The sequence below is a fragment of the Vibrio sp. GLN_1 genome, assembly GCF_043106015.1.
Taxonomy (GTDB): Bacteria; Pseudomonadota; Gammaproteobacteria; order Enterobacterales; family Vibrionaceae; genus Vibrio; species Vibrio parahaemolyticus.
Genome location: NZ_JBICMD010000035.1, coordinates 545,205 through 565,610 on the forward strand (window position 1 = coordinate 545,205; position 20,406 = coordinate 565,610).

Sequence of the window (20,406 nt, forward strand, 5' to 3'; positions counted from 1 at the left end):
CATAAAAACGCTCCGTAGATACTGCGGAGCCAACCCACACGTTCCATGGAGTTCGGAATGAGAAGCCTTATCTATATTGAGCGAATCTTCAACCGCTTTGGTGATTTTCTGGGGTGGTTATCCAGCATCCTCTTCATTTTGTTGTTGTTGAACGTGGTGTATGACGTTGTGATGCGTTACGTGTTTAACGATGTGTCTATCGCGTTTCAAGAAATGGAGTGGCACTTATTCTCTGCTGTCTTTTTGCTTGGCGTGCCTTATGCCATCAAATCCGGCGGTCACGTCCGAGTCGACATTTTTTATGAGCGACTGTCATATAAAGCGCAATCCATCATCGACATCATCGGCACCCTGTTTTTCCTCTTTCCTTTTTGTTTGCTGGTCGCATGGTTTGGTATTGATTTCGCGAAAGAGAGTTATGCCTTGGGCGAGACGTCTGGTGATCCAGGTGGTTTGCCGTATCGATGGATAATCAAAGGCATGATCCCGGTGTCTTTCTTATTTATGGCGGTGAGTGGCGTTGGTTTGCTGCTGCACTCAGTCAATAAAATCGTTAACCCTCATCTTATCTATGCCGGTAGCAACGGTAAGTCGTAAAAGGAAGTCATTATGATCGGTATAGTGATGTTTTTTGTGGCGCTCTTTGCGTTACTGCTCGGGTTTCCCGTCGCGTTCACATTCGGCGGTATTGCTCTTATTTTTGGTGTTTGGGCAGAGGGCATGGACATGTTTGCCTTCATGCCATATCGAATTCAATCCATCATGGAAAACACGGTGCTGATGGCTGTACCGCTGTTTGTTTTCATGGGGCTCGTGCTGCAAAAAACGAAGCTAGCAGAGCAGCTGCTGGAATCGATGGGGCGTCTGTTTGGTGGCGTCCGTGGCGGCATCGCAATTTCGACGGTGCTGGTGGGCGCGCTACTTGCGGCATCGACTGGCGTAGTGGGAGCATCGGTGGTGGCCATGGGGTTGATCTCTCTGCCTGTGATGCTCAAATACAACTATGACAAAGGCCTCGCGTGCGGAACCATTTGTGCTTCAGGTACGTTGGGGCAAATTATTCCACCTTCCATCGTACTCATTTTGCTCGGCGATGTGCTTGGCGTGCCAGTGGGAGATTTGTTCCAAGCGGCCGTGTGGCCGGGTATCGCGCTAGTGGGTGCATACGTTGTTTACATCCTTATTTACGCCAAGCTTAACCCTGAAGCAGCGCAGCCGATTGAACGTGATGAGTCTCTCAGCCGCAGGGAAGAAGTGATCAAGGCGCTGAAAGCTGTATTACCACCATTGGCGTTGATCATTGTTGTGTTGGGCTCCATCTTTGCCGGTGTTGCAACGCCAACGGAATCGGCAGCACTGGGCGGGGCGGGGGCGATTGTTCTCGCCGTACTGTACAAGCAATTTAGTTGGTCAATGGTCTACGATGCGTCAAAAGAGACAGTTAAAGTGACCGCGATGGTGTTCGCGATTTTGCTGGGTGCGACGGCGTTCTCGATGGCGTTTACGTATACAGGCGGTGACTATCTGGTCGAAGAATGGATGTTGCAGATCCCGGGTGAGAAATGGGGCTTCTTGATCATTACGATGATTGTGATTTTGATTCTGGGCTTCTTTATCGACTTCGTTGAAATCTGTTTCATCATCGTTCCTATTATCGCACCGGTTGCTGAGCTGCTCGGCATCAACATGACATGGTTTGCTATTCTCATCGCGATGAACTTACAAACCTCCTTCTTAACACCGCCATTTGGCTTCAGCTTGTTCTATTTGAAAGGGGTTGCGCCTGCAGGCGTGACTACACGGGATATTTATCGTGGCGTGATGCCATTCATTGCGATTCAAATTCTCGTCCTTGCCTCCTTACTGTTTTTCCCAAGTTTCTACGGCATGGGTTAATGGCTAAGGAATAAAAGAGATTTTGTGAGCTGAGAGTCTTCACCTTTTGAGACAAGTTGTTAAGCTGCTCTTGGGGCATATTGACCCTTTGGGCAGCGTTTCATGGAGGGAAGGATGCCTCTCAAAGCCAAGTTAATTTTGCTGACACTGATTCCGGTGGTTTTAGTGTCGGCAAGCATCAGTTGGATTTCCATTTATCAGGCCAAAACATTGGGTCAACGAGAGGTGGAGATCTTCCATCAAAACCTCATTCAATCCAAAGAAGCTGCGCTCAAAGATACCGTTGATGTCGCATTTGATGCCATTTCCCACATTTACAACGATTCGACGATTGAAGAACGTGTCGCTAAAGCGCGAGTGAAGGCCATTCTCAATCGCCTAACTTACGGCTCTGATGGGTACTTCTTTGCTTACGATAAACACGGCACTAACCTCGTACATCCCGTTCTCCCTGAATTGGTTGGGGAGAACTTACTTCACCTAGAAGACGAAAATGGCGACAGGCTTATAGAAGCGTTGCTTTACCAAGCGCAATCCGGAGGCGGCTTTCACCAATACTTGTGGCAGAAACCCTCGACTGGCGACATTGTACCCAAGCTGAGTTACGCCGCATGGTTGGATAAATGGGAGTGGATGATTGGCACTGGTCTTTACATTGAAGATGTCAGCCAAGAAGTCGCGAACATGCGTGCTGCGGTGAACAAAAACATCGAGACCACGTTTTTTTCCGTGGTGGTGATTTTGGTGGTCACAGTGGCGGTGATCATTGTGCTGACTTTAGCCATCAATTTACATGAGCATCGACTTGCCGATAAAAACCTCAAAGAACTTGCCCACAAAACGGTAATGTTTCAAGAAGATGAGAAGAAGCATTTAGCGCGCGAGTTGCACGATGGGATCAATCAGCTTCTGGTATCGAGTAAATGTCATTTGGATTTAATGAGCCATCGATTGCAAGATGAAAAGCTCAAGTCGCATCTCGACAAATCACAACGCTCTTTGGTGACGGCAATTAATGAAGTGCGGCACATTTCCCATCAACTTCGCCCAAGCGCATTGGATGATATCGGTTTGGAAGCTGCGTTGACGACATTGCTGCAAGATTTTCATTCACACTCTGGGATTGATATCGACAGCCATTTTGACACTCAACAGCACAAGTTGACCTCCGAAGTCGCAACAACGTTGTACCGAGTTGCGCAAGAGTCGCTAAATAACATTGAAAAGCATGCAAAAGCGAAAAAAGTGACGGTGATTTTGCAAAAAATGGGCAATATGCTGCAATTACTCATAAGAGACGATGGCGTAGGGTTTGTCGTCAACCAAGCTGTGCATCGCCAAGGGATTGGTTTGCGCAACATGCAAGAACGTGTGGAGTTTATTGGTGGCGAGTTCGAACTCATGAGTGAGCTTGGTTTAGGCACGGAAATTACCGTGCTTTTGAATTTGGATGAATTAGTTTATGGACAAACCGATTAGTGTGGTGATCGTCGATGATCACCAAGTGGTGTTAGATGGATTTATCGCGCGTTTAGAGCTGGAGCCGGACATTGATGTGATTGGCACGGCAAGCAACGGCTTGGAAGCGATTGAGGTCGTTAAGCATTTGCGTCCGGATGTTGTGCTTATGGACATCAGCATGCCAATCATGAATGGCATCGAAGCAACGGGTGTGATTAAAGAGGAATTACCAGAGAGTAAAATTCTCATGCTTACGATGCATGATAACCGCGAATACATCATGAAAGTGATGCAGGCAGGGGCGGTGGGGTACATGCTCAAGGAAATTTCAGCCGAGAAAATGGTGCAAGCCATCAAAACCGTGAACCAAGGTTCAACCTATTTTTGCGAGTCCGTAACTCAGACGCTCTTTACGCAAGAAATCAAACCCGCTCATCATAAACCCAATCCGCTTAGTCGACGAGAAGAGGCGGTCTTGAGGTTGGTAGCACAAGGCAATAGCAGTAAGAAAATCGCGACGTTACTCAATATCAGCTATCGAACAGTAGAAACGCATCGTCACAACATCAAACATAAATTAGATCTGCATTCGACAGCGGAATTAGCCAAATACGCATTTGAAACGGGGCTGACGGAATAAAAAAGTGCCCGTTTAATACGAGCACTTAAAGAGGTGATTATTCTGGTTTGGTGATGCTGCCGATTTCTAGAAGAGGCGCTACATCGATGTCTTCTGCGTTCATCATGGTGGAGATGCGCTGGACAGAAGAAAGCAGCAATGTTTGTTCCCACTCTTCCAATTTTTGGAATCGATTGATGAAGTGTTCTTGCAGCGGAGTTGGCGCCTGTCTCAGAGCTTCTTCACCCTTCTCGGTAAGTACCGCATGTACCTTACGTTTATCTTCAACGCTACGACGACGCTCAACGAGCTGATTGCGTTCTAATCTGTCCAAAATCGTGGTCGCAGTTGCTTGACTCATATTGGTGTGGTTAGACAACTGTTTGATAGTCACGTTATCTAACTCATTGATAGCACGCATCAAAATCAATTGCGGAGCGGTCAATCCCGACTCTTTGCTCAGCTTTTTAGAATGTAAATCAATAGCGCGGATGATCTGACGAATCGAGACCAATACTTCTTCGTACTTTTCCAATTTTTTCATCCAGTCTGTAGGGAACATGTAACGACGCGACACTAACTCAAATGCGCTGTTATTTAAAGGGCTGCAGTCAAAATTTAGGTCGACATTTTTCAACTATTTATTCGTCTTTGGCGATTTCTTTTTATTCGTTCGTGCAACTGAAACAGAAAGACCTAAAATTATTATAGCAATAATTGTTTGTGGTCTAATTAATGGTGTGGGGATTTGCGCTTTTTGTAATGCAAATTACCGACTGAAAAGTAAGTTATTGGATTTTTTAACAGCAAAAGATAGACAAAAACGCCTCAAATGATAGGATCTTCCGCTTTCACGGAATGTAAAACGTATCGTGTTCGAACGATTTTTTGTTTGGTACGGAAAAAATAATACAAAAATAGAGAGGAACGATGACAAAGGGTATAGATAAGTACAGTATTGACAGTACCGACTATACGGTAGGTCAAGACAACGTTCAAAAGTGGGGCTTTGATGTTCATAACCCAGTTTTTGGTATTAGTGCAGGCTTTATTGCACTGTTTCTTGTCGCAGCATTAGTTCTAGATGCTCATACCGCGAAGACGGCATTGGATGGGCTTAAGTGGAAGATCATTGGTTCATTCGACTGGCTGTTTATTATCGCTGGTAACATTTTCGTTATTTTCTGCTTAGCGTTGATTGTGTCGCCGCTCGGGAAAATACGCTTAGGCGGTAAAGATGCCGTCGCTGATTATTCATTCATGTCTTGGCTCGCGATGTTGTTCGCAGCCGGTATGGGTATTGGTTTGATGTTCTGGAGTGTGGCAGAACCAGTGGCTTACTTCACTGGTTGGTACGAAACGCCACTTGGCGTAGAAGCAAACTCACCAGAAGCCGCACGTTTGGCGCTAGGCGCGACGATGTTCCACTGGGGTCTTCACCCTTGGGCAATTTACGGCGTTGTGGCACTTTCACTTGCATTTTTCACCTACAACAAAGGTTTGCCTCTATCAATGCGTTCGATCTTTTACCCATTATTGGGCGATCGCGCTTGGGGTTGGGCTGGCCATATCGTTGATATTCTTGCAGTACTTGCCACGCTATTTGGTTTAGCGACATCACTTGGTTTAGGCGCTCAGCAGGCGGCAAGTGGTATTCACCATGTATTTGGTGTTGAACCTGGTTTAGGTTTGCAAATTGTCGTTATCACTGTGGTTACTCTGCTCGCAGTGGTTTCTGTTGTTCGCGGTATCGACGGCGGCGTAAAAGTGATCAGTAACATCAACATGGTTGTAGCGTTTTTGCTGCTTATCCTTGTTGGTTTGATTGGCTGGGCGGCGAGTTTAGGCTCGATCCCAACAACGTTAATGGCGTACGTAGAAAACATCATTCCATTGAGTAACCCGTTTGGTCGTACCGACGAAGCTTGGTTCCAAGGCTGGACGGTATTCTACTGGGCTTGGTGGATCTCTTGGTCACCATTTGTTGGTATGTTCATCGCTCGCGTTTCACGCGGCCGTACAGTACGTGAGTTCATCACAGCGGTACTGATTGTTCCGACGGTAGTCACCGTGGTTTGGATGTCGGTATTTGGTGGTCTGGCGATTGATCAAGTCGTCAACAAAGTAGGCGAGTTAGGCGCAAACGGTCTGACCGACGTATCACTGGCAATGTTCCAAATGTTTGATGTGCTGCCATTTGGCAACATATTGTCAATCATTGCTGTAGTTCTGGTATTGGTATTCTTTATCACCTCTTCAGACTCTGGCTCGCTAGTTATCGACAGCATTACGGCGGGTGGTAAAGTCGATGCGCCTGTATTGCAACGTGTTTTCTGGGCATTTATGGAAGGTGCGATTGCGGTTGCATTGCTTTGGATTGGTGGCTCAGAAGCGGTACAAGCGTTACAAGCGGGCGCCATTTCTACAGCACTGCCATTTACCTTTATATTGCTAGCAATGTGTGTAAGTTTATTGATGGGGATGAAGACAGAGCGTCAATAATCGATCAATTTTATAAATTTGCTTAAATAACAAGTAATTAAGAAGCCAGCACCCTGCTGGCTTTTTTTGTGCGGTTTTTCTGACGCTAGACAAAAAAATGACACGCAAAAGTCCATATTTTACAAAGAGTTAATGCGCTATTTTGTTTTTTAAAAATTAGTGAATAGTCGTGAAAAAGTGTGTAATATTCACCCACCTTAACTGTTCTCCCAACTCAATTATAATTATGAAAATATCATTAAAACAAAAGCTAATAGGCGCAAGCCTTTCTGCTGTTGTTGTGATGGCAACAGCACTTACTTGGTTGTCGGCTGGTCAATTATTTGATCAGACTCGTTCAGGTGTCTATTCACGAGCACAAAGTCTAAGTACCACAGCGTCAGAAGGTATTTCGGACTGGGTTAATATCCGTAAGGATATTGCAAGCGCATTCAACGACTACTCGACAGAGCAAGACGTTGTTCCTTTCCTACAGCAAGCACGCAAAGCTGGTGGCTTTGACGACATCTTCTTGGGTACACCAAACGGAGATATGTACCGTTCTCACCCAGAGCGTAACCGTGCTGACTACGATCCGCGTACTCGCCCTTGGTATAAAGATGCCAATGCAGCAGGTAAGCAGATCATCACAGAAGCATACCAAGACGCTATCACTAACGCATTGCTAGTGACCATTGCTGAACCAGTAATGAAAAACGGCAAGTTTATCGGTGTAGTGGGTGCTGACGTACTTATCGATCAGCTGATCGATGACGTAATCAATCTTGATGCGGGTGAAAATGCGCACGCAATGTTGATTGATATGAACGAAGGTACGTTCCTTGCTCACCCAGATAAAAGCCTAACGCTTAAGCCTATCACCAGTTTTCTAAAAGACTTTTCAGAAGAGGCTATTGAGCGTGCGGCAGCAGAAGGCAAGATTGAAAGCACGATGCTGAAAGGTCAAGAGAAGCTTTACTACTTCAAGAATGTACCTGGCACGCATTGGATGTTCGCGATTGAAATGGATCGCGCAACAGAAGAAGCAGGCCATGCAGTACTGCTTCGTGACCTGCTGATCACCGCTGTGATGATCACTATCGTTGTGATTCTTGCGGTATCTTGGTTGGTTGGCTTCTTGTTCCGTGACCTAGGCCGCGTGTCTGATGCGTTGGAAGAAATTGCATCTGGTGAGGGCGACCTTACTCAACGTCTAGAACCTCGCAGTGACGATGAAGTAGGCAAATTGGCTGAAAACTTCAACCGCTTTGTGGGTAACATGCACACGATGGTTACCAAGCTAAGCCAAGTTTCTGCCTCACTTTCTGAGCAAGCACGTACAACAGCACAACAAGCAGAAGAACGTAGCCAGCGTATTTCTTACCAGCAAGACGAAATCAACATGGTTGCGACTGCGGTTAATGAAATGGCAGCAGCAACGCAAGAGATTGCGGGTAACGCAGACAGCACAGCGCATAGCTCTGAAGAAGCGGTGCAAGCATGTGCTCACGGTTCTAGCCAAGTGAATCAAACGCAAGGCTCTATCCAGAATCTGGCGCAAGAAGTTCAAGTCGCGACAAATGTTATCCAAGAACTTGAAGCGCACGGTAATAGCATCAACACGATTCTATCAACGATTCAAGACATTGCAGAGCAAACTAACTTATTGGCACTGAACGCGGCGATCGAAGCGGCGCGTGCAGGCGATCAAGGTCGTGGTTTTGCGGTTGTTGCTGACGAAGTTCGCGTATTGAGCCAACGTACTCACGCATCGACGAAAGAAATCCAAGAAACGATCGAAATGCTTCAAGGTACAACCAAGAAAGCGGTTGATATCATGGGAGATGGTCGTCGTTTGGCTGATACCAGTGTGGATGACGCGAATTCTGCAGCAGCGAGCCTGACGCAAATCCACAGTGCGGTAGAGCGCATCAGCGACATGGCAACGCAAATTGCGTCTGCGGCGGAAGAGCAAGCATCTGTAACAACAGAAATCACTCGTAACACAGAAGGCATCCGCGACGTATCGAACGAGCTTTCTGTAGAAGCTCACTCAGCAGCGGAGCAAGCAGCGCACCTATCTGAGCTGTCTCACGAGCTTGAGCAAGAGATCAAACGTTTTAAACTGTAATCCTCAGTTTGACGAAAAAACAAAAGGAGCCGATAGGCTCCTTTTTAATGCATGTTTTTCGGTGAATGATTGTTGGTAAATAGCTACAACAAAAAATCTATCTACAACCAAAAATCACTGATTGGTTGGTCATCATTGTAGTGATGCGCCATCTGCGCCTGAAGCAACTCGGCCGTAGCAATCGCATCAGTTAACGCGTGATGTGGAGAGTAGTCTGGTAACCCATAGCGGCGTCGAGACTGCGCCAAACGCAGAGACTCTGGTCTCTTTCCTTTCAGGCGATTCCAAATGCCGCCAGCGCTTCTCTTTTGGATGTTCTCTTCGATTTGTAGCGTGTCTAACACGGGAAATTCAATCCCTTCCCCTATGCGCGCTTTCAACGCTTGATCCAAGAATTCTCTCTCGATTCGACGGTAATGCACAACGATGATTTTGCCGCTTAAGCAAGGCAGCAACTCACCCAAAATATCGCTCAGATCTGGCGCATCAATCAATTCGCTGTGAGTGATACCGTGGATGATAACGGAATCTTCATCCAACTTTTTCTGAGGCCTTACTTTCCAATGTCGAGCATCGCGCAGAAAAATACGTCTTAGATTGAAAGGTACTAAACCGATAGTAATAATGTCGTGTTTTTCGGGATTGAGCCCCGTCGTTTCGAAATCCAACGCGACAAATTCAACCTCTGAAATGGGGGTATTGGGCGCTGGTAATTCGCTGCCGTAAAAGGCGACAAGATTTTCATCACTGACGAGCTCCAACTTTTGCTGAAACTTGGTTGGCCATTGAATCGCAGGCTTTTGAAATAGCTTTTTGATCATGCCAAACCTCACTTAAAGCTCTTATTTGCTTGATAACGGAACTTAAGGAAGTTCTGCCCATTGCTGAGAATTTGGAAGGCATCTTTCAAATTACGGCGTTCAAAATCGGAGAGGTTTTCTGGCTCGATGTTGTTATCTGGCTCAATTCCGAGCTCAACATCGGTCGCTTGATGTCGAATTCGTACCATAGAGATGAACTCTAACGCGTCTTTTAAATCCTGTGCTCGACCTTTTGGCAAGATGCCTGCGTCAATAATATCGTCGAGACGTTCAAACGAGTTTTGTGCACGAGAGCCCACTGCCAAGGCATGCACACGAATCAGATCAACCAGCGGCGCGGTGCCACGACGTTTTAGGTTGATCGAGTTTTTGTGCTGGCCGTCTTTTTCCATCACAAAATCTTTGAAGAAGCCTAATGGCGGCGTGCGGTTTAGCGCATTTCGAGCCAAACATGCTAAGAAGCGATTATTTTTACGCGCTCGACGCACAATGAAGCTGGTGAGCTGTTCTGCCCATTTTAAGCGGCCATACACGCCATCTAAATCGAAAAATATTGATGCATTCAGTAACGCTTTCGGGTTGGGATCGTCAATCCAGTCAGCGAAACAATCTTCCCATTCGGATCGAGTCATTCGCCACATCGGGTTTGTGGCCATGATGTCACCGGTACAATATTTGTAACCACAAGCGTCAAGGCCGTCACTGACAAACTTGGCGAGATCTTCAAAGTACTTGCCATGTTTCTCTTCTTGATAGGATTCGTCCAGAATAATGGCGTTGTCTTGGTCAGTAACCAGCAACTGTTCGTCGCGTCCCATTGAACCTAATGCGAGGAAGCAATAAGGAATCGGAGGCGCACCAAGTTCTTCTTCGGCCAACTCCAACAAACGCTGTTTGAAACTTCGGCCAATTACTGACATCGCGCTGCCAACCATGTGTGAATTGGCGTCTTCGTTAACCAGACGTACGAAGCTGCTTTTGACTTCTTCTGCGACTGTCGCTAAATCTTCGATGCTTTGCTGCTGAAAAATGCTGCTTACAAGAAGCAGTGAGTTTTGCGATTCATAACGAACAATATCGGTAGTTTCGATGATGCCTATCGGTAGTTGATTTTTGACCACCGGCAGATGATGCACGTTGTAGCGTAACATCGTTAGCATGGCTTCATAGATGTAAGCATTATGGTCGAGAGAGATCACTTCCGTCGTCATGACCGTTGAAACATCATCTTGAGGAGACAAGCCTTCTGCAAGCACTCGAGTACATAAATCTCGGTCAGTAATGATGCCTAAAACGGGCGATTGCGGATCATCTTCGTCACGGACAAAATCGGGGTCGACAATCAAGAGTGATGAAATGTTGTCCTGAGCCATTAACTGCGCTGCTTGTTGGATTGTTTGGCCGCGGTTTATGGTCGGGGCATCGCCAGTAAGTAGGGTCTTGACTTTAGAGGTGGTTAAGTCGTTTGCGTCTTTGTTTTCTGAAATGGTTTGGCGCAAGCGGGCGCTGTTTTCTACTTCAACAAAATCGGCGAAAGAGTCGAAGTTGTCGTAGATCTCTTGAAACACCTCGACCGGAATGCAGTAGAGTAGGGTGTCTTCAATAGCTTTTACCGGGAAACGAACTTTGTTGTTGGTAAGCAGCCCCATTTGACCGAATAAGTCGCCTTCATCGAGACGGTTATAAAGCTCACCCTTGCGGCGATAAACTTCCACCACGCCACTTCTTACCACGAAGAGATCTTGAATATGGTCACCGAAGTGAATGATTGGGGTATCTTGTCGGTAGTAAGAGATTTCAACGCTTTCTGTCACTTTGGTCAGAGTTTCTTCTGGAAGTTCGTTGAAAGGGGGGTACTTGGCGAGAAAGTTATATATCTCGAGAAGTTCTGCATCCATTCGGGTGCCTTTTGTTTCGCAAATAATAAAGTAATCTTAACGCAGTTTTAAGACAGAATCTTATTGGATCACGCTTTTTCGTGCTGAGTCATAAGATTCGGACATCTCCCGCGACAAGGTTTTGTTAATTCGGCTAATATGGAAATTGCCAATTGTAGTTAAGTTTTTAGGTGACTCTCATGAAAGGAAGTAAGATGGTGAGACAGTTATTGCTTGTGCCTCTTGTAGTTTTGCCCGCAATCAGTATCGCTTCGGAAGCGGAACAAGCTGCAAAATTTGGGTATGAGCACATTTATTTGGATGTGGGGTCGGGTACGACCAATAAAGATTGGCTAGACAACTCGAATGCGACCACGCTGGGATTGGGTGGCAATTATCTCATCACCGATAATTGGTTGCTTAATGTTGATTACTCAGCGCAGTTTTTCCATCCTGACGATCTAACACTACGTGTGGATCGATTGTTGTTTGGTGGTGGTTATCGTTATGGTATTAACGACCAACTGGACGTTTATGGTACTTATGGGCTTGGTGCGCTGAAAGCGAAAGCGACGGATGAAAAAACGGATAGCACCATTTCCTCTGACACCGAGTTTCTTCAAGCGGTGACCATTGGTGCAAACTATCTTTTGAATGAACAATGGATGGTGTCAGCACAGATTCAGGCCAACCGAAGTGATGTGGTTGACGAGAATAAGTACAGAATCGGCTTCAATTACCAATGGCATGATGTGATTGGCACGGGCTTGTATTACCAATACCGTGATACAGATTACAGTGGTGAAAGTTCGGATTACATCAACGAAGTCGGCTTAAGTTTGAAGTTCGTATTTTAATCCCATTTAGTAACATCAACCGTAATCAACAGATTTAAGAACAACAAAAAAGGTCAGCATACGCTGACCTTTTCGTTTATTTTGTCTGTTTTCGACAGATTATAGAACCGCTGCGATACCTTTACATAGCGGGCCCATGTTTGATTTTGTCATACCAGCTACGCTGATACGGCCAGAACCAACGATGTAAATTGCGAACTCATCTTTCAGACGATTAACTTGCTCTTTAGATAGACCAGAGAACGAGAACATGCCGTTTTGACGTTCGATAAAGCTGAAATCTGCATCCACACCTTCTTCTTTCAGAGTTGCTACGAACAGCTCGCGCATCTCTTGAATACGGTCACGCATTTCTTGTACTTCCGCTTCCCATTCGGCACGCAGTTCTTCGTTGTTTAGAATATGAGTAACAACAGCACTGCCGTGAGCTGGTGGGTTAGAGTAGATAGAGCGGATGATCGCTTTTACTTGAGAGAATGCTGTTGTTGCCACTTCTTCAGATTCAGCGACAAGCGTGAATGCGCCTACACGTTCATTGTATAGGCCGAAGTTTTTCGAGAACGAGCTCGCAACGAGAATTTCTTTGTTGTATTTCGCGAAAGTACGTAGGCCAGCTGCGTCTTCTTCTACACCCTTGGCAAAGCCTTGGTATGCAAAGTCGAACAGAGGAAGCAGTTTCTTCTCAGCAATCAGCTTCGCTAGTGTTTCCCATTCTTCAGCAGTTGGATCGATGCCGGTTGGGTTGTGGCAGCAGCCGTGTAGAAGAACGATGTCACCTTCAGATGCAGCTTGAAGATCGTTTAGCATTGCATCGAAGTCTTTGTCTTTAGTTTCTGCGTTGTAGTAAGTGTATTGAGCCGTTTCTAGACCTGCAGCGGTAAACACGCCGTTGTGGTTTGCCCAAGTTGGGTTGCTGATCCAGATTTTTACGTCACCAAGTTGGCGTTTGATGAATTCACCCGCCACGCGTAATGCACCTGTACCACCAGGCGCTTGAGCTGTTTTCGCGCGTTTTTCCGCTACGATTTCAGCGTCTGCACCGAAAAGTAGTTTTTGTACCGCCAGACCGTACTCAGCAGTCCCTTCGATGGTTAGGTATGATTTGGTTTTTTCCGTTTCAATCAGTGCTGCTTCGGCTTTCTTTACGGTAGCAAGAACAGGTGTTTCGCCTTGTTCGTTTTTGTAAATACCAACGCCAAGGTTAATCTTTTCAGCGCGAGGATCTTTTTTAAATTCTTCAGTAAGGCCAAGGATAGGGTCGGCCGGAGCGGCAACTACTTTTTCAAACATAATCTTCATCCATGTTAATCGAAGGGGTCTGCTCGTATTTATACCTTTCAGCAATATTCGTTACAACACTTACTGATAAGAAAACGTAAAAAAATTTCGATTTGAAACAGGATGCTAACATAACCGATGCTTTTGCTATGAAAACCTTGGTTAAATCCGGATGTAAAGGGGAGTTTTGTAGCAATTCGGTGCTAATTTATTCAATCGAACAATTCATGAATCTGATGGCTACTGAGGAGCGATTTTAGGCGGTTTAAAACGTGAATCCTGCGAGGTAAGCAGAGCCTGTTGCGAAGGAAAAAGTAGGGAAGGAAAAGAAACGCCCCTACGGCGAGGGGCGCTTGCATATTCAATTTACATCGAACGTTGAGGTCTATTTCTTTAGCTCAATTTCTGACTCTACCGCATTGGTTTCGATGTCAGGATTTGAAGACAACTTATCTGTCGCCCAATCGTTCATGTGTTTTAGGATTGCTTTAAGCGCATGCTTTTGCGTTGGGGTGTCACCAGCTTGAACATCTAGTTTTTCTTTTGGGTGTGACCCTGTCGCATCTTCGGCAACGTGTAGCCAATCTGGATGCCAGTAGTAAGGCTGTCCTGATGGCACACTCCACGTATGTACGCCATTGGTCTCGCCTTTATATTTGATGTCATTCTCGTTGTATTTCGTCATTATAATCGTCTCTCATAGTCTATGAGTTGAGGTGTGCATCACCATTAGCCTCTAAATGTAACAGATGGCATGAAAATTAATGTGATAGCAATCTATTTATCCTGTCGATAGATTGCTCACGATGATGCACAGTTCTCATTCAGACATGTTTTGTTCCAAAAGGCTCTCAACCTTGCATAACAGAAGGTTCGCTTCTGGCTATTCACCATTAATGTGCTTAACAATCGCCTCTTTTGCGTGCTCTTCTGTTGGTGTCTCGCCTTCTGGAACGACTAGATCCGCTGTTTTGTGCACACCTAGCGCGTCTTCTGCAATATGTAACCAGTCAGGGTGCCAGTAGTAAGGCGTTGTGCTGGCTGGGTGATCCCAACTGTGTACGCCTTTATGAGCACCTCGGTATGAGAGGTCATCCATAGTAAATACTTTCATCATTTTCTCCCGAAATAAAAGTCATACCTTTGAAAGTATGGAACATAAATTCTCACTTCGTATCGCGAATTGATATCACTAAGATTGATTAATTACGTTTCGAGATTGATAGTCGCGTTATCAGAATACGGGCGCGAAGTATGCTAAGGTTCGCTCGGTCGTGATAAATGAGGGAAACATGAACCGATACCGCCAACTGGCTGAACTGTTCAAAACGCAGATTCAGCAAAACACATGGAGAGCAGGAGAAAAGCTGCCGTCAGTGCGTGTCACCAGCCGAAATCATTCCGTCAGCGCCGGAACGGTGTTACAAGCTTATCAGTTGCTCGAAGCGCAAGGCTGGGTCGCGGCAAAACCTCAGTCTGGCTACTTTGTTACCGCAGAGCTGGACCGTTTGGAACCGAGCCCTCCTGCGACCTCTGTTTATCGCTCTAACATCAATGATGAGCTTTACGACTACCTCAAAAATCAAGCGTCACCGGATGCGATGAAGTTCGGATCTGCCTTTCCAGATCCTGCGTTGTTTCCATTGGATGCGCTGAACCGAAATCTGGCCAGCTCTGGTAGGAAGATGGGGCCAGAGACGTTATTGGATAACTTACCGCCAGGCTCTGAATCACTGCGTCGTTTGATTGCTCAACGTTACATTCAACAAGGTATGGTGTTAACCCATGATGACATTGTCATTACTTCAGGGGCGTTAGAAGCGTTGAATTTGAGCCTTCAGGCCGTGACACAACCGGGAGATACTATCGTGGTTGAATCGCCAACATTTTACGGAGCGCTTCAAGCGATAGAACGTTTGGGCTTAAAGGCGATAGAAATCTCAGTAGACCCGCGCACCGGGCACTCATTGCAACAAATTGAAGCGGCTTTTACTGACCATGATGTTCGCGCGTGTTGGTTGATGACGAACTTTCACAACCCAACCGGAACATCATTAAATGATGAGCAGAAGCAGCGCATCGTCGAGCTTGCTGATAAACACGATGTGTATTTGATTGAAGACGATGTGTATTCAGAGCTCTATTTTTCTAATAAGAAACCAAGTTCGCTTAAAACTTTTGATACCCAAGATCGCGTGTTGCATTGCGGATCATTTTCAAAAAGTCTTTGCCCGGGTTATCGGCTGGGGTGGGTGGTCAACAAGCGCTTTAATGAACATCTGCAAAAACTGCAACTTATCTCGACTTTGTCAGGTAGTGCGCCTATCCAACAAGGTATCGCGCATTATTTGCAAAATGACAGCTATGATAATCACCTTAGAAAACTTCGAAAGAATCTTGAGCAGCGACAATCCACGTTCATTGAACTGATCGATAAGTACTTTCCTAAATCGATTCATTACACACAGCCAGAAGGCGGCTATTTTTTATGGGTTGAACTGCCGGAATCAAAATGCGGAAAATCGATTTATCAGAAGTTATTGGAAGACAACATCACCGTTGCATTCGGTAAGTTGTTTTCTGTCGGCCCAGATTATGAGAACTGCCTAAGGCTTAATACTTCGTTACCCTGCAACGATGAACTAGAAGAAGCCGTGAAGAAGATCGGAGAATTACTTCACTAGCCAACTGTTTACCTATTTTTTGCTCAAACTGTATCAGTGAACGAATCCGAAGCTGTGTTTCAATCATTAGCAGACAACCATTTTAGGTTAGGAGCAATAATGAAAAAGCAGTTGGTAAAGCATGAACTTAGGCTAATGGGTGTTGCTATCTTTAGCGCATTTTTGTTGGTGTTTGCGCACCTGATATTGGCAAAGTCTTTTTCTCATATGGTTTGGACGGAATACACCGCCGCTGTGATTCCATTCGTCATGTTTGGTTTGTGTGTTGTTGGATTGAAATACGCCGCGCGAGCAGATAAGGATGAAGACGAAAGCAACAGCTAAATTGTACACGCAGATTACGAGAAAATTATTCGTACAAAATAAAAGACCTCCACTTGGGAGGTCTTTTTAATTCTGAGTCACTAAAAAGTGATTAGAAGTTCGCAGAGCGAGGTGTACGTGGGAATGGGATCACATCACGAACGTTGCCCATGCCTGTTACGTAAGAGACTAGACGCTCAAAGCCCAGACCAAAGCCAGCGTGTGGCACTGTGCCGTAACGACGTAGGTCACGGTACCAGCTCATGTGTTCAGGGTCGATGCCCATTTCACGCATACGTGCATCTAGAACGTCTAGACGCTCTTCACGCTGAGAACCACCGATGATTTCACCGATGCCAGGTGCTAGAACGTCCATCGCAGCTACAGTCTTGCCATCGTCGTTCATACGCATGTAGAACGCTTTGATGTCTTTCGGGTAGTTCTTCACGATTACTGGCGCTTTAAAGTGCTCTTCAGCTAGGAAACGCTCGTGCTCAGAAGACATATCGATACCCCATTCAACTGGGAATTCGAACTCGCGACCAGAGTCCAGAAGGATTTGGATCGCGTCAGTGTAGTCAACTTGTGCAAAGTCAGAAGAAACGAATTGCTCTAGACGAGTGATCGCTTGCTTGTCGATACGCTGAGCGAAGAACTCAAGGTCATCGCGACGCTCTTCAAGTACTGCTTTGAACACGTACTTAAGCATGTCTTCAGCCAGTTTCGCTACATCGTCTAGTTCTGCGAACGCAACTTCAGGCTCAACCATCCAGAATTCTGCTAGGTGGCGGCTTGTGTTTGAGTTTTCAGCACGGAAAGTAGGACCGAAAGTGTAAACCTTGCTTAGTGCACAAGCATAAGCTTCCGCGTTTAGCTGACCAGATACGGTTAGGAAAGTTTCTTTACCGAAGAAGTCTTCGTTGTAGTCCACTTTGCCAGCGTCTGTGCGAGGTAGGTTTTCCATGTCTAGCGTAGAAACGCGGAACATTTCACCAGCACCTTCTGCATCAGAAGCCGTGATTAGTGGCGCAGAGACCCAAAAGTAGCCTTGCTCGTGGTAGAAACGGTGAATTGCTTGAGATAGGCAGTTACGTACACGTGCTACCGCACCGATTACGTTAGTGCGCGGACGTAGGTGCGCAACTTCACGTAGGTACTCGATAGAGTGACGAGTTTTTGCCATTGGGTAAGTTTCGGCATCTTCAACCCAACCTACAACTTTAACGTCAGTTGCAGCCAGTTCGAAGTCCTGACCTTGCGCAGGAGACTCAACAATCTTACCAGTTACTTCAACAGAGCAGCCAGTCGTTAGCTTAAGCACTTCATTGTCGTAATTATTAAGATTATTAGGGACCACGGCCTGAATCGGGTCGAAACAAGAGCCGTCATATATGGCAAGGAAAGAGATTCCAGCTTTGGAATCACGACGTGAACGGATCCAGCCGCGAACAGTTACTTCACTGTCTACTGCTAGCTTACCGCTTAGTACGTCTGATACAGGCGCGTAAGTCATGTTTTAAATATTCTCCATTGAGGTAAAAATTCAACTCAACGCTTATCAAAGTGCTTGTCTCAAAACATTTTTGTTTAAAAAACAAGCGAAGCATTGAGTTGGATAGAATTTTACAGATTCAATGGGACATATTACCCGTCAATTCGTCAGCTTCAACCTTTATATTCAATTTGGACGCGAGAAATTTCCTATTTATTCGCCCTTTGTTGCTCAGAAAGGGTGAATTGGTTAAGTAATTGCTCTAAACGGTCAGAAAGTTCTTCCAAATCGACACTGATATCCCGTGTATGAGAGGCAGATTGAGACGTGTCGTTCGCGTGCAAAGTAATCACGTCGATTTTCGATTGAATGTGCTTGCTGACATCCGAGGTGGTTTGAGTTTGCAGTTGGATGTTTTCTGCGTGTTTCAGCACTTGATGCATCTCATCTACGACATTGTGCATGGTTTCAGACAGCGCTTCGACATCCAGTGAACGTTGATGAGCAAATTGACAAACATGATCGACCGACGACAGAGACTCTTCGCTGCCTTGCTGAAATTGGGAAATGATGCTTTCAATGTTGCTGGTGGCTTCGGCGGTACGTGAAGCCAGATTTCTCACTTCATCGGCAACGACCGCAAAGCCACGACCTTGCTCTCCGGCGCGTGCCGCTTCGATTGCTGCGTTTAGAGCGAGTAGGTTAGTTTGTTCGGCGATGCCTTTAATTACACCGAGTATTGAGGAAACTTCTTCGGTTCTCTGATTCAGAGACGTAATCTTCTCACGCACTTGTTCAATGTCGCTGACTAAGTTCTTGATGTCTTCGCTGACATTGTGCGCTTGGCTGGCGCTGTTTGTGGCTACGTCAACGGTGTGGTTTACCAACGTCGTTGCGTTGATTGTTGCCTCTTCTACCACGACTTGCTGCTGCAACATATCAATAATGTTGTTTTGCACTTCATTGGTTTCTAATTGCTGATTGTTTGCTGCTTCATCAGTGGATTGAGCAACGTCGGTGAGACGACCTGCAGACCCTGCTAACGAGTGGGAGGTGTCTTGCACGCGCTCAAGACTTTCCGAAACGGTATCCATAAAGGAATTAATAGACTGGGAAAGCTGGCCAACTTCGTCATTTTGTTTATGGACAAGTCTCTGGGAGAGATCTTTGCTGGCACTAACGTTCGACATAAAGTGCGAGGTTTTTTGAATTGGTCGCACGATGATCTTACGAATCAAGCCCATGGTGATGAGAAAACCAACCAACGCAATGGCAGACATGATGCCCATCGCGTACATCGCTTGTTTATTGATCATCGAACTCACGTGGTTCATGTTGTATTCCAAGCGAATCGCGCCCAATACTTCACCTTCTGGCGCGACATGGCAAGAAACACAATTGGTGCCGCGATAGTTTTGGCTCGATTTCATTGGCAGCGCCACAACAATGCCTTTGCCCCAGTCTGCAGTAATTGGTTCTATCACTAGCTCGCCCGCTAGTGCACGCTGATCAATCTCATCAATAGGTTGCTGATTGGATTGCCCTGCACCGTACAGTTTTGTAACGGCATCGGCACGTAGCACTCGAACTTGCTCAATACCTTCTTGAGCGAGTGCTTTTTGTCGCAGCGTTTCCTTTTGAGACATGGTGCCAGTGAGCATCATCATGTTCAGACTATCGAAGTAGTTGCTGGCTTTGTCGTGCAGTTGTTCACTAAGAACATCATTTATCAGCGTTTTTTGTTGATAGTGTTGGTATGCCGTCGACGCGGCGAGAACACAGCTAAAAACGACAATTAACGCAAGCAGGAGCTTAAAGGTAATAGTTGAGCGCATATTTTTATAAGTGTAATTGGAACGAACTGCACAATATTAGTCTTCTCGCATAGGTTGCGCGATGAGCGAAATGAATGATTGTGACCCTACACATGTTGGGGATATGTAATTGTGATGTGAGTACTGTGTAATCAAATGTTTGGCGTATGACAAAAATGCGACGCTTTGGTGTGCGTGATGGCAAAGAGGTCAGGAATAAGCGGCAGTTTTTGCTACGCCTGTATGGGGTAACGCTTGTCTCTTGGCAGCGAATTCCTTAGTATTGCCTGTCTTTTTTAAAGCCTGAGAATCAAGATGAAAACAGAATTGTACAAAGAGTTTATGTTCGAAGCGGCACACCATTTGCCACACGTACCAGAAGGTCACAAGTGTGGTCGTTTGCACGGACACTCTTTCCTTGTTCGTCTTTATGTAGAAGGTGAAGTTGATCCACATACAGGTTGGGTTGTGGATTTTGCAGAGATAAAAGCTGCATTTAAACCAATTTACAATCGCTTAGACCACTACTACCTAAACGACATCGAAGGTCTGGAAAACCCGACCAGCGAAGTGTTAGCAAAATGGATTTGGCAACAGCTAAAACCAAACCTACCGCTACTAAGCAAAGTAGAGATCAAAGAAACTTGTACAGCAGGTTGTATCTACAAGGGTGAATAACCTTCGTAGTAATC

Annotated in this window: 18 protein-coding genes; 10 read left to right on the forward strand and 8 right to left on the reverse strand. The window is 45.8% G+C overall.

Annotation, left to right across the window (positions count from 1 at the left end):
* The first annotated feature begins 57 nt into the window (after nt 1–57).
* From ACF8OV_RS17640 to ACF8OV_RS17655, 4 genes are all read left to right on the forward strand, one after another.
* The gene (locus ACF8OV_RS17640) at nt 58–597 is read left to right on the forward strand and encodes a TRAP transporter small permease subunit (protein ID WP_020838784.1); all 540 of its coding nucleotides are present in this window, start codon (nt 58–60) and stop codon (nt 595–597) included.
* A 12-nt stretch (nt 598–609) separates the two neighbouring features.
* Entirely contained in the window at nt 610–1,896 is a 1,287-nt protein-coding gene (locus ACF8OV_RS17645) for a TRAP transporter large permease subunit (protein ID WP_005483284.1), read from the forward strand.
* A 114-nt stretch (nt 1,897–2,010) separates the two neighbouring features.
* The gene (locus tag ACF8OV_RS17650) at nt 2,011–3,375 is read left to right on the forward strand and encodes a cache domain-containing protein (RefSeq protein WP_005458065.1); all 1,365 of its coding nucleotides are present in this window, start codon (nt 2,011–2,013) and stop codon (nt 3,373–3,375) included.
* On the forward strand, nt 3,359–3,997 hold the full coding sequence (locus ACF8OV_RS17655; RefSeq protein ID WP_005458063.1) for a response regulator transcription factor: 639 nt from the start codon (nt 3,359–3,361) through the stop codon (nt 3,995–3,997). The genes ACF8OV_RS17650 and ACF8OV_RS17655 overlap by 17 nt, the downstream gene beginning before the upstream one ends.
* Nucleotides 3,998–4,034: 37 nt before the next feature.
* On the opposite strand, the gene cosR is transcribed toward ACF8OV_RS17655, so the two are convergent.
* Nucleotides 4,035–4,511, reverse strand: coding sequence for a MarR family transcriptional regulator CosR (gene cosR, locus ACF8OV_RS17660; protein ID WP_005494763.1), 477 nt, complete (start codon nt 4,509–4,511; stop codon nt 4,035–4,037).
* Between the two features lie 395 nt (nt 4,512–4,906).
* Between cosR and ACF8OV_RS17665 the strand changes: the two genes are divergently transcribed.
* On the forward strand, nt 4,907–6,478 hold the full coding sequence (locus ACF8OV_RS17665; RefSeq protein WP_005458059.1) for a BCCT family transporter: 1,572 nt from the start codon (nt 4,907–4,909) through the stop codon (nt 6,476–6,478).
* A gap of 226 nt (nt 6,479–6,704) precedes the next feature.
* Nucleotides 6,705–8,588, forward strand: coding sequence for a methyl-accepting chemotaxis protein (locus ACF8OV_RS17670; RefSeq protein ID WP_258496266.1), 1,884 nt, complete (start codon nt 6,705–6,707; stop codon nt 8,586–8,588).
* 101 nt (nt 8,589–8,689) lie between these two features.
* On the opposite strand, the gene ACF8OV_RS17675 is transcribed toward ACF8OV_RS17670, so the two are convergent.
* Nucleotides 8,690–9,409, reverse strand: coding sequence for a 3'-5' exonuclease (locus ACF8OV_RS17675; protein WP_005494764.1), 720 nt, complete (start codon nt 9,407–9,409; stop codon nt 8,690–8,692).
* Between the two features lie 8 nt (nt 9,410–9,417).
* Complete coding sequence (locus tag ACF8OV_RS17680) at nt 9,418–11,307, reverse strand: putative nucleotidyltransferase substrate binding domain-containing protein (protein WP_140090479.1); 1,890 nt, start codon at nt 11,305–11,307, stop codon at nt 9,418–9,420.
* Between the two features lie 194 nt (nt 11,308–11,501).
* Between ACF8OV_RS17680 and ACF8OV_RS17685 the strand changes: the two genes are divergently transcribed.
* A complete protein-coding gene (locus tag ACF8OV_RS17685) occupies nt 11,502–12,143 on the forward strand; it encodes an outer membrane beta-barrel protein (protein ID WP_005494765.1) in 642 nt (213 codons plus the stop codon).
* 99 nt (nt 12,144–12,242) lie between these two features.
* Here ACF8OV_RS17685 and ACF8OV_RS17690 read toward each other — a convergent pair whose 3' ends face one another.
* The 3 genes from ACF8OV_RS17690 to ACF8OV_RS17700 form a co-directional block, all read right to left on the reverse strand.
* Complete coding sequence (locus ACF8OV_RS17690) at nt 12,243–13,433, reverse strand: amino acid aminotransferase (protein ID WP_025525741.1); 1,191 nt, start codon at nt 13,431–13,433, stop codon at nt 12,243–12,245.
* 373 nt (nt 13,434–13,806) lie between these two features.
* Nucleotides 13,807–14,106, reverse strand: a complete 300-nt coding sequence (locus tag ACF8OV_RS17695) for a hypothetical protein (RefSeq protein ID WP_005458048.1) — start codon at nt 14,104–14,106, stop codon at nt 13,807–13,809.
* 198 nt (nt 14,107–14,304) lie between these two features.
* Nucleotides 14,305–14,535: a hypothetical protein gene (locus ACF8OV_RS17700; RefSeq protein ID WP_005483298.1), complete on the reverse strand. Its 231-nt coding sequence runs from the start codon at nt 14,533–14,535 to the stop codon at nt 14,305–14,307.
* Between the two features lie 178 nt (nt 14,536–14,713).
* On the opposite strand from ACF8OV_RS17700, the gene ACF8OV_RS17705 reads away from it, so the two are divergent.
* Nucleotides 14,714–16,105 carry a PLP-dependent aminotransferase family protein gene (locus tag ACF8OV_RS17705; RefSeq protein ID WP_203504646.1) on the forward strand — a complete coding sequence of 464 codons (1,392 nt, stop codon included), beginning with the start codon at nt 14,714–14,716 and terminating at the stop codon, nt 16,103–16,105.
* Nucleotides 16,106–16,204: 99 nt separating this feature from the next.
* Complete coding sequence (locus ACF8OV_RS17710; RefSeq protein WP_020838788.1) at nt 16,205–16,429, forward strand: hypothetical protein; 225 nt, start codon at nt 16,205–16,207, stop codon at nt 16,427–16,429.
* A 91-nt stretch (nt 16,430–16,520) separates the two neighbouring features.
* Here ACF8OV_RS17710 and asnS read toward each other — a convergent pair whose 3' ends face one another.
* Both asnS and ACF8OV_RS17720 read right to left on the reverse strand, forming a co-directional pair.
* Entirely contained in the window at nt 16,521–17,921 is a 1,401-nt protein-coding gene (gene asnS, locus ACF8OV_RS17715; RefSeq protein WP_005458036.1) for an asparagine--tRNA ligase, read from the reverse strand.
* 188 nt (nt 17,922–18,109) lie between these two features.
* Complete coding sequence (locus tag ACF8OV_RS17720) at nt 18,110–19,735, reverse strand: methyl-accepting chemotaxis protein (protein ID WP_063517632.1); 1,626 nt, start codon at nt 19,733–19,735, stop codon at nt 18,110–18,112.
* 294 nt (nt 19,736–20,029) lie between these two features.
* Here ACF8OV_RS17720 and queD point away from each other — a divergent pair, with 294 nt between their 5' ends.
* Entirely contained in the window at nt 20,030–20,392 is a 363-nt protein-coding gene (gene queD, locus ACF8OV_RS17725; protein WP_005494779.1) for a 6-carboxytetrahydropterin synthase QueD, read from the forward strand.
* The last annotated feature ends 14 nt before the right edge of the window (nt 20,393–20,406 follow it).